13 protein-coding genes are annotated in these 12,616 nt (G+C 41.6%); 5 read left to right on the forward strand and 8 right to left on the reverse strand.

Features of this window, described 5'->3' with window-relative positions:
• Positions 1 to 6: 6 nt before the first annotated feature.
• The 7 genes from scpA to CEF16_RS09155 all read right to left on the reverse strand — a co-directional run bounded on the left by scpA (position 7) and on the right by CEF16_RS09155 (position 9,653).
• The gene (scpA, locus tag CEF16_RS09125) at positions 7 to 2,190 is read right to left on the reverse strand and encodes a methylmalonyl-CoA mutase (protein ID WP_091586752.1); all 2,184 of its coding nucleotides are present in this window, start codon (positions 2,188 to 2,190) and stop codon (positions 7 to 9) included.
• Positions 2,187 to 4,283 (reverse strand): methylmalonyl-CoA mutase family protein, encoded by a 2,097-nt coding sequence (locus CEF16_RS09130; RefSeq protein ID WP_091586753.1) that lies wholly within the window; start codon positions 4,281 to 4,283, stop codon positions 2,187 to 2,189. Before CEF16_RS09130 ends, scpA begins: the two co-directional genes overlap by 4 nt.
• Positions 4,284 to 4,301: 18 nt before the next feature.
• Positions 4,302 to 5,855: an acyl-CoA carboxylase subunit beta gene (locus CEF16_RS09135; RefSeq protein WP_091586754.1), complete on the reverse strand. Its 1,554-nt coding sequence runs from the start codon at positions 5,853 to 5,855 to the stop codon at positions 4,302 to 4,304.
• A 110-nt stretch (positions 5,856 to 5,965) separates the two neighbouring features.
• Positions 5,966 to 6,478 carry an acetyl-CoA carboxylase biotin carboxyl carrier protein gene (gene accB, locus CEF16_RS09140; protein ID WP_091586755.1) on the reverse strand — a complete coding sequence of 171 codons (513 nt, stop codon included), beginning with the start codon at positions 6,476 to 6,478 and terminating at the stop codon, positions 5,966 to 5,968.
• Positions 6,479 to 6,514: 36 nt separating this feature from the next.
• A complete protein-coding gene (locus CEF16_RS09145; protein ID WP_091586756.1) occupies positions 6,515 to 7,150 on the reverse strand; it encodes a TetR/AcrR family transcriptional regulator in 636 nt (211 codons plus the stop codon).
• Positions 7,151 to 7,171: 21 nt separating this feature from the next.
• A complete protein-coding gene (gene accC / locus CEF16_RS09150) occupies positions 7,172 to 8,518 on the reverse strand; it encodes an acetyl-CoA carboxylase biotin carboxylase subunit (RefSeq protein WP_091586757.1) in 1,347 nt (448 codons plus the stop codon).
• A 289-nt stretch (positions 8,519 to 8,807) separates the two neighbouring features.
• Positions 8,808 to 9,653, reverse strand: coding sequence for a dimethylarginine dimethylaminohydrolase family protein (locus tag CEF16_RS09155; protein WP_091586758.1), 846 nt, complete (start codon positions 9,651 to 9,653; stop codon positions 8,808 to 8,810).
• 125 nt (positions 9,654 to 9,778) lie between these two features.
• Here CEF16_RS09155 and CEF16_RS09160 point away from each other — a divergent pair, with 125 nt between their 5' ends.
• From CEF16_RS09160 to CEF16_RS09180, 5 genes are all read left to right on the forward strand, one after another.
• The gene (locus CEF16_RS09160; RefSeq protein WP_170031765.1) at positions 9,779 to 10,075 is read left to right on the forward strand and encodes a 4a-hydroxytetrahydrobiopterin dehydratase; all 297 of its coding nucleotides are present in this window, start codon (positions 9,779 to 9,781) and stop codon (positions 10,073 to 10,075) included.
• A gap of 85 nt (positions 10,076 to 10,160) precedes the next feature.
• Positions 10,161 to 10,343, forward strand: coding sequence for a hypothetical protein (locus CEF16_RS09165; RefSeq protein WP_091586760.1), 183 nt, complete (start codon positions 10,161 to 10,163; stop codon positions 10,341 to 10,343).
• A 658-nt stretch (positions 10,344 to 11,001) separates the two neighbouring features.
• Positions 11,002 to 11,337 carry a DUF5665 domain-containing protein gene (locus CEF16_RS09170; protein ID WP_245917814.1) on the forward strand — a complete coding sequence of 112 codons (336 nt, stop codon included), beginning with the start codon at positions 11,002 to 11,004 and terminating at the stop codon, positions 11,335 to 11,337.
• Between the two features lie 64 nt (positions 11,338 to 11,401).
• Positions 11,402 to 11,860: a DUF948 domain-containing protein gene (locus CEF16_RS09175; protein ID WP_091586762.1), complete on the forward strand. Its 459-nt coding sequence runs from the start codon at positions 11,402 to 11,404 to the stop codon at positions 11,858 to 11,860.
• Entirely contained in the window at positions 11,850 to 12,167 is a 318-nt protein-coding gene (locus CEF16_RS09180) for a hypothetical protein (protein ID WP_091586763.1), read from the forward strand. Before CEF16_RS09175 ends, CEF16_RS09180 begins: the two co-directional genes overlap by 11 nt.
• Positions 12,168 to 12,206: 39 nt before the next feature.
• On the opposite strand, the gene CEF16_RS23725 is transcribed toward CEF16_RS09180, so the two are convergent.
• Entirely contained in the window at positions 12,207 to 12,365 is a 159-nt protein-coding gene (locus CEF16_RS23725) for a hypothetical protein (RefSeq protein ID WP_170031768.1), read from the reverse strand.
• Between the last annotated feature and the right edge of the window lie 251 nt (positions 12,366 to 12,616).

Below are 12,616 nucleotides of genomic sequence, written 5' to 3' on the forward strand. Positions count from 1 at the left end.
TTCCATTTAATCCTCTTCTTCTAATCGTTTATTTACTTCTTCCATTACTTGCTTTGCTGCGGCAGGGATTACGGTACCTGGCCCAAAAATAGCGGCTGCTCCTTTTTCTTTTAATTCTTCATAATCCTGCGCCGGTATCACACCGCCTATAATGACGACAATATCTTCTCTTCCCAACTTTTTCAACTCTTCTACTACTTGAGGAAGCAGTGTTTTATGCCCTGCTGCAAGCGAACTCATCCCGAGAATATGAACATCATTTTCGACCGCTTGGATCGCAGCTTCTTCCGGCGTTTGGAAAAGCGGACCGATGTCCACGTCAAAACCAAGATCAGCAAAGGCAGTTGAAATAACCTTCGCCCCGCGGTCATGGCCGTCCTGACCCATTTTAGCGATCATAATACGTGGTCGTCTGCCTTCTGCTTCGGCGAATTCATCGGTTAACTGTCTTACGTCGTCCATTAATTCTTCCTCTCCAAATTCCGCACTGTACACTCCGCTGATCGAGCGTGTCACAGCCTGATGTCTTCCAGAAACTTTTTCGATGGCATTTGAAATTTCTCCAAGGCTTGCTCTTGCTCTAGCAGCATCTACAGCCAGTTTTAATAAATTTTCTTTGCCATCTTCTGCCGCTTTTGTCAACGCGTGTACCATTTCTTTTACTTTTTCTTCATTCCGTTCAGTACGCAGCCTCTTAAGACGTTCCATTTGCGATTGGCGTACGGCTGAATTATCAATATCTAAAATATCAAGCGGGTCTTCTTTTTCTAAACGATATTTATTAATACCGACAACCGTTTCCCTGCCAGAGTCAATGTGAGCCTGGCGGCGGGCAGCTGCTTCTTCGATTCTCATTTTAGGAAGGCCTGTTTCGATCGCTTTTGTCATACCGCCAGCTTCATCAATCTCTTCAATATGCTCCCAGGCTTTCTTAACAAGTTCGGCCGTTAACGTTTCCACATAGTATGATCCGCCCCATGGGTCTACTACGTTTGTAATGCCTGTTTCTTCCTGAAGGTAAAGCTGCGTATTTCTTGCAATCCTCGCTGAAAAATCCGTAGGCAGAGCGATTGCTTCATCAAGTGCATTTGTATGAAGCGATTGGGTATGCCCCATAGCGGCTGCCATTGCCTCGAGACATGTCCTTACGACATTGTTGTATGGATCTTGCTCCGTTAAACTCCAGCCCGAGGTTTGAGAGTGCGTACGCAGTGCCATCGACTTTGCATTTTTCGGGTTAAAAGGTTTCATTAAGCGGGCCCACAGCAGCCTGGCTGCCCGCATCTTCGCTATTTCCATAAAGTGATTCATTCCAATTGCCCAGAAAAACGAAAGTCTAGGTGCAAACTGATCAATATCAAGGCCTGCTTTCAAACCTGTGCGGACGTATTCCAATCCATCTGCAAGCGTATAACCAAGCTCAAGGTCAGCAGTAGCCCCAGCTTCCTGCATATGATAACCCGAAATCGAAATGCTGTTAAACTTTGGCATGTTTTCTGACGTATAAGCAAAAATGTCAGCAATGATGCGCATTGACATTTCCGGCGGGTAAATGTACGTATTACGAACCATGTATTCTTTTAAAATATCATTTTGAATCGTGCCGGTCAGCTGTTCTTGTTTTACCCCTTGCTCTTCTGCTGCAACGATATAAAAGGCCATTACCGGTAAAACGGCGCCGTTCATTGTCATGGATACAGACATTTGATCGAGCGGAATACCGTCAAACAGTACTTTCATATCAAGAATGGAATCGACAGCAACACCAGCCTTTCCGACATCTCCGACTACACGGGGATGATCTGAATCATAACCGCGGTGCGTGGCAAGGTCAAAGGCGATAGAGAGTCCTTTTTGACCAGCGGCTAGATTGCGGCGGTAAAATGCGTTGGATTCTTCTGCTGTTGAATAACCTGCATACTGCCTTACTGTCCAGGGCCTTGTTTTATACATGGCAGGATAAGGTCCTCTTAAAAAGGGAGCAATACCAGAGACATAGTTTGTATGCGGAAGGCCTTTTGTATCCTCTTTTGTATAAAGCGGCTTCAGCGCTATATTCTCTACTGTTGGAGAAGCCAGGTCTTCAGCATTTTTACCCGTTTTTGCTTGTACTTCTTCCTCCCATTTCGAAAGATCATGAGAAGCAAGCACGTCGTTATAATGAATTTTTGTAAAATCCGGAGTTGTCATTGAATAGACGCTCCTTTCGTACGCTGCAGCCAGCTTAATGTTTCATAGACGTTGGAATGACGATGAATCGTGCCGTCCAATCCTTTATCAGAAAGAATATTTTCTTGATCTTCTGATAATTTCCCAGCCAATAGCACTATTTTTTCTGGTGTTTTCTCTTTTATCAATTCTATAATCCCGGCTGCAAGTGCTTCATATGCTCCGTCTTGCCCGCATAAAACAACAATGGATTCCTCACTTGATATAGCAGCAGTGCTCGCTTCTATTGCATCATCTGTTCCTTCTGTCTGGTTTACTTGGAAACCGCCCGTTTGCAAAAATCCTGTTGAAAAGTCTGCTCGTGCTTTATGGTCAGCAAGAGGACCTAATGTAACCAGTAAAGCGGACAGAGGTTTATTGGTATCTTCTTGATATGCTTTAGCTGATTGACGGAGCTTTTCAAATGTTTCTGCTTCTCGTACTGGCCGTAAAGGGGTAATAAAGCTGCTGCTGTTATGTTGTGCCAGATCAGAGAGCAAAGCACCCTTTTTGGCAGCGTCTACCGCTTCTTCTATGATGCTTTTTTCTCCTTTCTTCCATTCCACCCCAGCTCTGTTTCTTTTTTTAGATTGATTGTTTTCTAGAAATGCTGATACTTGTTTTTCGTCATCCTCAGGCTTTACCGATACAGCTTTTTCATTGATATCCGGGTATTTGTTAACCCCAACATATACTTTGCGCTGTTCCTGTACTTGTTTTTCTTTATTCTTGCGTCCTTTGATGACACGTTCTTGTACATTTCCATCAAGCAGGTTTTGTTCTAGGCCCCCGTTTGCTTCGACCTCTTGAAACAAAGACCATGCTTTTTCTGCTAGTTCATGGGTTAATTTCTCTACATAGTACGAACCGCCTGCAGGGTCCATCGTACGACCAAGGTAGGCCTCCTTTTGTAAAATAATCTGGGTGTTGCGGGCAATTCGTTTGGCAAAAGAAGAGGGGCGCTGAAAAGCTGCATCAAATGGGGTTACATCTAAACAGTCAGCGCCTCCGGCCACTGCTGCAAAAGCTTCGGTCGTCGTACGGAGCATGTTGACATAAGGAGCATATACGGTCTTTGTTCTTTTAGAGGTCGTTCCTTGAAGAGACATGCTTCGTTTCTCTTCCCTGATTCCAAATGCACTTTGAACATTAGACCAAAGTCCACGAGCCGCGCGAAACTTAGCCATCTCCATAAAAAAGTTTGAACCAGCTGGAAAACGAAATTGGAAATAGGATACACTCTTTTCCGGTGAAATACCTCTATCGTTTAGTTCTTTTATATAAGAAACGGCAGCAGCCATTGCATAAGCAAGCTCCTCAACAGCACTAGCTCCGCTGTTATGGTATGGTTCACTTGAAATAAGCACTGTTTTTACGTGTATGCTCCTGTTTTCACACCATTTTATTATCTCTGCTGCGTGATTATAGCACGTACTCAGCGGTGCAGGAAGCTCTCCTGCCTTTACCCAGCTGCCAAGTGGATCGGATGCAGCGCTTCCTGAAGCTGGGGAAGAAACGTCAGCTTTCTGAAGCGCTGCAGCCCATAAAGAAAAAAGCGGAAGCGGATCGGCACCTGTTTCAAAATAAATAGGCGTGTTTTCTAAATCAACACCTTGGAAAAGCGTAAGTATATCCTCTGTATCTGAAACAAGGATTCCTGTATCACTTATCTGATTGCCCTTCATCTCTTTTCCTTCTTTTACCCCGTTATTCCAGCTCAAATTCACTGCATGTTGTCCTTTTTGCAGCCCTTCTTTTATTTCTTGGTTGGCCGCTTCAGGTGTACGTTCCCAAACGGTTTGGGCTGCTTTCCATGGGAGGGAACGTTCAGAAGCTGCACGGATACCTCTTATGTGAGGAGACTGACCAGGCAGCGTGTCAGCATAAGGGAGATTCTCTCTGTCTTCTGCTCGATAGAGCGGTTTTAATGTAATTCCTTCATCTGTTTTCGTATAGAGGAGCTTTTCTACTGACTTTCCTTTTAATGAAGCTTCTGCAGCTTCGTACCAGGCTTTTTCGTCAGGAACTGGAAAATCACAAATATTTTTCAACACCGAGCGGAGTGTTTCATCCATTTTTGTTTCCCCCTCTTTTTACAAAGGAATATTCCCGTGTTTTTTCTTAGGATTTTGTTTCTTTTTGTTTTGCAGCATTTCAAGCGCACTGGCAAGCGATTTTCTCGTGTCGCGCGGATCGATAACATCATCTACCATGCCATTACCGGCTGCAATATACGGATTGGCAAACCGTTCACGGTATTCCTGGATTTTATCTTGGCGCGTTTTTTCAGGATCAGGACTTTCTTTTATTTCTTTGGCAAAAATAATATTGGCAGCCCCTTCTGGCCCCATAACTGCTATTTCAGCGTTAGGCCAGGCAAAAACCATGTCTGCGCCAATTGCTTTGCTGTTTAGTGCTACATAAGCCCCGCCAAAGGCTTTTCTCAAAATCACCGTTATTTTGGGAACAGTTGCTTCGGAATAGGCATATAAAATTTTTGCCCCGTGCCGGATAATGCCGCCGTGTTCCTGTTGCACACCTGGGATAAATCCGCTGACGTCTTCAAAAGTAATAAGCGGAATATTAAAACAATCACAGAAGCGGATAAAACGGGAACACTTATCCGAGGAATCGATATCAAGGCCGCCCGCCATCATTTTTGGATTATTCGCAACAATTCCGACAGTCTCTCCGTTTATTCTTCCAAACCCTACAACAATATTTTTGGCAAATCCGGGCTGTACTTCCATAAAATTCTCGTCATCTAAGAGCAGCTTAATTACTTTTCTTACGTCATATACTTTTGTACTATCTACCGGTACGATATCGAGCAGTTCTTCCACTCGTTCTTCTACACCCGCTTCTTGTTTAGGTGGTTGAGCCGGCGCTTTTTCTTGATGATTAGAAGGAAGATATTGAATCAGCCGGCGTACTTCCTGAAGCACTTCTTCTTCCGTGGAAGCGGTGAAATGAGCATTACCGCTTTTACTTGAATGCACCTTAGCTCCTCCTAAATCTTCGGAGTTAATTTTTGCCCCCGTTACACTCTCAATTACTTTTGGGCCGGTTATAAACATTTGGCTTGTTTTTTCTACCATAAAAACAAAGTCCGTAATCGCCGGGGAATATACTGCGCCCCCTGCACACGGTCCCATAATGACAGAGATTTGCGGAACGACGCCTGAATAAATAGAATTGCGGTAAAAAACATGGCCGTAACCGTCTAAAGATAGGACGCCTTCTTGAATACGAGCCCCGCCAGAATCATTTAACCCGATAATCGGCGCTCCATTTTCTGCTGCAAGATCCATCATTTTTGCAATTTTTAAGGCGTGCATTTCTCCTAGCGCCCCGCCGTATACGGTAAAGTCCTGCGCAAATAGAAAGATTAATTTTCCATACACTTTTGCATACCCAGTAACTACACCTTCTCCTGGTGCTTCTGCTTTACCATAATCCATTCCGCGGTTTTCGATAAACGGATTCAGTTCGACAAAGCTTCCTTCATCTACAAGAAGATCAATTCTCTCTCGTGCGGTCAGCTTTCCCCGGTCATGCTGTGCATCAATTCGGTCTTCCCCGCCGCCTAGTTTGACTTTTTCTTTTTTTCGTTCCATTTCATCAATCCGGTCAAACATATCACTCATTGAAAACAGCCTCCTTTTCTATGTACTTGTCACTTTTGTGTTAAAACGCTTTCATTGCTTTTGCCATAAAAGGGGTATCTTCTAAAAAGATGCCCCTGACATGTGTATGGTTAAGCTGTTTTTACAAGGAACAGCGGCTGGCCGTATTCGACAAGCTCCCCATTTTCAACGAGAATTTCTACAATTTCTCCAGAAATTTCTGCTTCAAGTTCATTCATCAATTTCATTGCTTCTACAATGCAAACAACCGATTCTTCGCCTACTTTGTCTCCTTCTTTCACATACGGATCAGCATCTGGAGACGGAGAACGGTAGAATGTACCGACCATTGGAGATGTTATTTCTTCTAGAGAATCATCTTTAGCTTCCGGTGTTTCTGCTTGTTCTGGCGCTTTTGCTGGTGATTCTTCTTTAGGCGCAGCCGGTGCTGGTGCTTCCGGCTGCGGGACACTAGGAGCTGCTTGCGGCTGTGGAGTTTGAATGGTTTCAACAGCTGCTGCCCGTACCGCTCCTTCTTTTTTGATTGTAATCTTTTCTTTGTTCTCTCCGCGGATTTCAATCTCTCCTATGCTGGATTTGTCTAGTGCCCGAATCAATTCTTTAATTTCGTTTACTTTATACATGTTTTCCTACACTCCCTTATTGAGGATTAAAAATAATTACATTACACGATTAGTTCGTAAAAAGAAACGTTGATAAGCAGGTTCTTTTCTTGCTTGTTCGGTTAGAAGCGACTGCATGATCAAATCTGCATAAATGTCTGCTATTTCTTTCACCGAATATTGTCCGTCGGCTTTGTACCATTTGTACGTCCAGTTAATCATGCCGAAAATAGCCATCGATGTGATCGGGACAGGCAGTTCATCTCTGAATTCTCCTCTTTCTTTGCCTTCTTTTACGACAGAAAACATCATATCTTTGTAGACATCACGCTTTTTTTTAATACTATCAAAATAGTCTGGTGATAAATACAAACTTTCTTGATAAAAAACAGTGACGTGAGCTCGGTATACTTCAAACATTTTCACGAAAGAACGCACGGTTTCATAAAGTTTTTCCGCCGGTGTATGATAGCTGGCATGAGCTTCTGCTGCTTTATCAATGACATATGTAATAAACGAGTCATGGATGGTGTAAAGAAGCTCATCTTTCGATTTAAAATTGTGATAAAACCCGCCTTTAGAGGTGTTGCTTTCTTTTACTATTTTATCCACTGTTACCGCATGAAAGCCATTTTCTTCAAAAAGTTGAAGAGCAGCCTCTGTAATCCTTTGCTTCGTGGATTTCGCCGGCATTCTTATCACCTGCTTTCGGTCTTAATCCATAATTTGGTGCTGCTCAAGAAATTTTGTGTTAAAATCTCCTTCTTTGAAAGAAGGATGATCCATTAATTTCATATGGAACGGAATTGTTGTATCCACACCTTCTACAACAAATTCTGATAATGCTCTTTTCATCCGGGAAATTGCTTCATCTCTTGTTTTTCCTCTTACAATTAATTTAGCAACCATCGAATCATAGAACGGCGTAATAGAATATCCTGGATAGACAGCGCTGTCTATACGCACGCCCAGACCGCCCGGCGGAAGATACATTTCAATTTTCCCTGGGGACGGCATAAAGTTTTTGGCAGGATTTTCTGCATTTATTCTGCATTCAATAGCCCAACCGTCAATTTGAATGTTCTCTTGTTCAACTGATAATTTTTCTCCTGCAGCAGCGCGGATTTGTTCTTTAATTAAATCTATACCAGTTACTTCTTCGGTTACGGGATGCTCTACTTGAATTCGAGTATTCATCTCCATAAAGTAAAACTTTTTATGTTTATCAAGCAAAAATTCCACCGTGCCTGCTCCGCAATAATCCACTGCTCTTGCGGCTTTAATAGCAGCTTTTCCCATAGCCTGTCTTGTCTCTTCATCGAGAGCAGGGGATGGTGCTTCCTCAACCAGCTTTTGATGTCTTCGCTGAATAGAACAATCTCTTTCTCCAAAATGAACCACATTTCCGTGAGAGTCTGCCATAATTTGAATTTCTACATGACGAGGCTCTTCTACAAATTTTTCCATATACACTCCGCTGTCCCCAAAAGCGGTGGCTGCTTCTTGCTGAGCCATGTTTATCGCTTTTTTCAAATCTTCCGGGTCTTCAGCGACTCTCATCCCTTTTCCGCCGCCGCCGGCTGTTGCTTTTACAATCACCGGATAACCGATGTCTTCTGCTGTTTTTACAGCTTCTTCTTCGTTTTCAATAATTCCATCCGTACCGGGAACGATCGGCACTCCTGCTGCTTCCATCGTATCACGGGCAACTGCTTTGGCCCCCATTTTGCTGATTGCTTCTGGGGATGGTCCGATAAATGCAAGGTCGTGATCAGCACAAATTTCTGCAAACTCAGCGTTTTCTGCAAGAAAACCATACCCCGGGTGCACTGCATCTGCCCCTGTTTTAAGAGCGGTGGAAATGAGATTCGTTTTTTTCAAATAACTTTCTGCAGAGGAGCTCGGCCCTACGCAATACGCTTCATCTGCCATAAGTACATGCAGAGCTTCTCGGTCTGCTTCGGAATGAACAGCAACTGTTTCTATACCTAGCTCGCGGCAGGCACGAATAATACGTACAGCAATTTCACCCCGGTTAGCTATTAGTATTCTCTTAAACATCAAATGCACCTTCTCTCTGTTTTTGCTTCTTCTTATTGTTTTCAAGGTAAGCGATTACATACTAAAACACTCAAGACCGACCAGTCAGTCTGTATTTAGATTGTAAAAAAAAATTCGTAATCTGTCAAATATAATAAGAAACGTTTTGTTACTCCTACTCCTATAGTTTAAAAATTTTTATCATGGAACACAAGAAAAAATTCAGCTTACCCTTACACGTCCAGCCTTCATGATGAAATATTGTTAAAACCTGGCAGAGCCAGGCTTCCATTATTTAATGAAATATTTATCATTTTCCTTTGATAAGCGGCATTGTTACACAGCGAAAAGAACCGCCGGATTTAATGATTTCTGAGAAAGGGATTTCTAGTACCTCAAACCCCATCTCTTTCATATCTTCATTCACCTTTTTATTTTCTGGAAGACTTATTACTGTTTTATTACCTATTGACAATACATTTGTCCCTAGTCTAAATTGTTCCTCTTCTGTCACCGTAATAGTACGGTAACGCATGCATATATCGCGGACAATATCATTAGAAAGGGCGTCGGGATAAAGCAGCGCCGTTCCTGGAGAAAGAATGTTAAAAATACAATCTAAGTGAAGATATTTTTTATCAAAAGGTATGGTTATTATTTTTTTCGCAGGAAACAGTTCTTCTAACTGTTTTACTGCTTGTTCACTCGTACGGCTGCTATCCCCTACATAGATTACGTCCTCGTCAATTAACACATCTCCGCCCTCAATAGAACCATCATTTATTGATAAATAGTCCCAATGATGGTCTTGGAGCCAAGATTTAAATTCCTTTATTTCCGGCTCTCTAATATCCGTCTCCATTTTACCAGTAATAATACCTTTTTCTGTGGCAAAGCCGAGATCTCTTGTAAATACCTGCTCTGGCAACTTTGATAGCGCAGGAATAAGCTGAACGGTTACCCCGTGGTTTTTTAATGTTTCAATTAGAAATTGATGTTCTTCTATCGCTTTATCTTGATCAATATTTTCATCTTCATAAGACTTTTGGACCTCATTTATCGGTTTTTTAATACGCATTTCCTCTGGAGAGCACATCAATACTTCCTTTAGCACACCGTATTCTGTATAAGCAGAGCCTTGTCGTTTGTTTGTCATTCTCTCGTCTCCTTTCTCTCCCCTCTAGTCATACCCTTTTTCAAACTAAAATAAAAAATAGCAACGTTTAAAAACGTGCTGAAAGTGGTAAAAATGATATATCAGTATAAGATGGGATGGTGAAAATGAGTACATTAAACAACGAAGAAATTGAAAAAAAATTAAGTGATCTAAATGGATGGAATAGGGCTGATGCAAAAACAATCGAGAGAAATTTCTCGTTTAAGAAATTTCTTACCGGCATTGCATTTGTTGAGAAAATTGCTCATCATGCCGAAAACGTGCAGCATCACCCAAATATCATCATTGATCACACTTCAGTCACTGTGAGGCTTTCAACACTGGATGAAGGCGGGATCACAAAAAAAGATGTAGACTCTGCTGCTGCTTACAACCAAATCTTTCATGAAGTAAACGCGTAATCATTATAAAAGCGGAAAACATCACATTTATACACAGCATACTATGGTTATATACAATAACCGCTTTCGTTAGAGGTGAGAGAGCATGGATTTTCAACAGGAAAGAATGAAACAAATGATTGAACATGACCGCTTCCTTCATGCTTCCTATATGGAGGCAATAGAAACATGCGGGGATGAATCTGCCGCACTAAAATTATTATTTGATACGTACGTACAAAATGAACCAATGATGCGTAATGCTTATGAGCATTTAACCAATCATTGATCTGAGGGCTGTTCCCAAAAGGCAGGGAACAGCTTTTTTGTACTTTAGGAGAGTTTAACTTTGTTAAAGGATCAAAGTATAAGCAAAATTACGCTTGCAATGGCGAGTCTTTGCCTGGGAATGTCGAGTAATCAGCGTATTGGGATATGAATGGAAAATGACTACGGTCATATGATGGCTATTCAATTACCATATTTCTGTATAGCCGCGAAAATCGGTAAAATCTGTGCCATGGCACGTGACAGAGCTCGCTCTACCCGCAATGGCGAGTAAATCAGTGTATTCAGATAGTATTGGAATATAATGGAAGTTGATTACGGCCATATGATGGCTATTCAATCACTATATTTCTGTATAACCGTGAAAACCCGATTACATCTGCGCCATGGCACGTAACAAAATCCCTCCGATCCATAATGAGAAGTACATCGAAGTTAAAGGATAGTATTAGCGTCTTCCGCCATACGACGCGGCGGCAAGCCGCTAATCATTAAAAATAGTTAACTTTGCTAAAAACTTGACGGCAAACCCTGTACTTCTGATTATCTCCATTGCTAACCCAGGAGAAGCGCACATTCTTAAGTTCACCTGCCACTGTTTAAAGAAATGAACAGCAGGGTAAAACATAATGAAACAGGAGGAGAACAGGGGGAATAGCGTGGAAGTACGAAAGAACAATAAAAACTACCGGCTTGAGAAAAAAAGACGCCCAACCGACCATGAAGACGTAAAAAAACTAGAAAAGCTTATCACACAGCTTGATGACATTACCACGAAGTCCCGCATGAGAGATATGGCCTATCATTACACGAAACGATCAGAAGTAATAAAAACAAATTTGATCGCCGGAGCCGCCCGCGGAGTAGGATTAACAGTTGGCACGGCTATTATTATTGCGTTATTATTTTTTATACTGGCACAATTTGAAACGATGCCTTTCATTGGTGAGTATATTGGAAACCTTTTAGATATTGTAGAAAACGAGAGGAATTAAGGAAAAATTGTCGAAGTTTTTTTAGTAGTGATTATTTTACACATATAACTGGAGGTAGGAAGGAATGGATCTACTAGGAATCAGCTTACTTATTGTCGCAATTGCCTTCGCAGTGCTCGTTATTTTTCTAATAAGAGCATTAAATAACTTGAGCAGTGTTTTAAACGGAATCGACAAAACGGTAGAAAAACTGCCGGATCAATTAGATGAAGTTATGAAAGAATCAGGGGTTGTTATTCATAACAGCAATAAAACCCTATTGGATTTAAATGAAAAAATGCGCGCGCTGAATCCTTTGTTTCACATTCTTGGGGATGCTGGAGAAGCTTCTAGAAAACTTTCTTCCTCATTAGCGGATATTACCGTATCATGGAAAAAAAATACCGAAGAAGGTAAAGAAGCATCTCAGAAGAAAGATCTTGGAGGACTATACGGGGCCGCAGCGCTCATATATTACCTTACTCAAAAACGCAAAGCATTAAAAGAAATCAAAGAAGGAAGCGAAACCCGTAATGACAAATAAACGTATGAACCGTAAAAACAGCAGCAAACAAACATTCATTCGAGGTGCTGGAGCTGGTTTTTTCATAGCTTTTATTGGAACATTACTCAGTGCACCAATGAAAGGTTCCTCCCTTCGCCATAAAATAGCTAACCGCTTAAGTCTTTTTATAAATTATCCAACGAAAGCGATCGCTGCATACCGCGGTAGAAAAGAAAAATTTCGAGAACTTGGCCATGTTAAATATGAAAAGCTGCAATCAAAAATGCACAGTTTAAAAAATGAAGCCAAGAGCTCTGCAGAACAAAAGCGCAAGCGCCCTGAATAGATGCCGCAGGGCACTGAAGCTCTTCAAAAAGAAAAATTCCTAAAGTATTAAAGAAGGAAGCTGATTGATTCGGTCAGCTTCCTCTTTTACGTAGTCTTTTTTAATAAACCCCTTGAGACCCAAGAATATAGAACGTCCATTCGAATTTGACAGCCAGAAGTCAGGATGATTAACAACAATATCCAGGTACTTGTCCATGTTCCTTTCATCCGTATGCCTCCCGTCTATTGCTGCACATTCTTTTGAAAGTCTTTTTCCCTTTTCCTGTACTTGCAAACATTGAAATACCGAGGAGAAATATTGGCAGATTACAGCTCCTTTGTTCTTCTATTGCTTTTTTATAAAGTATTTGTTCGACTATGTTCATTACTGCTTAGGGTGTTTAAATTTTTCCTATTTTATAGAATAAATTTATTCATTGTACAAAAACTGAATAAAAGGCAGAATTG

The organism is Alteribacillus bidgolensis (assembly GCF_002886255.1).
Lineage (GTDB): Bacteria > Bacillota > Bacilli > Bacillales > Marinococcaceae > Alteribacillus > Alteribacillus bidgolensis.

Coding starts and splice junctions, on each gene's coding strand:
- scpA (WP_091586752.1), bottom strand. CDS start 2,190: ATGACAACTCCGGATTTTACAAAAATTCATTATAACGACGTGCTTGCT.
- CEF16_RS09130 (WP_091586753.1), bottom strand. CDS start 4,283: ATGGATGAAACACTCCGCTCGGTGTTGAAAAATATTTGTGATTTTCCA.
- CEF16_RS09135 (WP_091586754.1), bottom strand. CDS start 5,855: ATGAGTGATATGTTTGACCGGATTGATGAAATGGAACGAAAAAAAGAA.
- accB (WP_091586755.1), bottom strand. CDS start 6,478: ATGTATAAAGTAAACGAAATTAAAGAATTGATTCGGGCACTAGACAAA.
- CEF16_RS09145 (WP_091586756.1), bottom strand. CDS start 7,150: ATGCCGGCGAAATCCACGAAGCAAAGGATTACAGAGGCTGCTCTTCAA.
- accC (WP_091586757.1), bottom strand. CDS start 8,518: ATGTTTAAGAGAATACTAATAGCTAACCGGGGTGAAATTGCTGTACGT.
- CEF16_RS09155 (WP_091586758.1), bottom strand. CDS start 9,653: ATGACAAACAAACGACAAGGCTCTGCTTATACAGAATACGGTGTGCTA.
- CEF16_RS09160 (WP_170031765.1), top strand. CDS start 9,779: ATGAGTACATTAAACAACGAAGAAATTGAAAAAAAATTAAGTGATCTA.
- CEF16_RS09165 (WP_091586760.1), top strand. CDS start 10,161: ATGGATTTTCAACAGGAAAGAATGAAACAAATGATTGAACATGACCGC.
- CEF16_RS09175 (WP_091586762.1), top strand. CDS start 11,402: ATGGATCTACTAGGAATCAGCTTACTTATTGTCGCAATTGCCTTCGCA.
- CEF16_RS09180 (WP_091586763.1), top strand. CDS start 11,850: ATGACAAATAAACGTATGAACCGTAAAAACAGCAGCAAACAAACATTC.
- CEF16_RS23725 (WP_170031768.1), bottom strand. CDS start 12,365: ATGGACAAGTACCTGGATATTGTTGTTAATCATCCTGACTTCTGGCTG.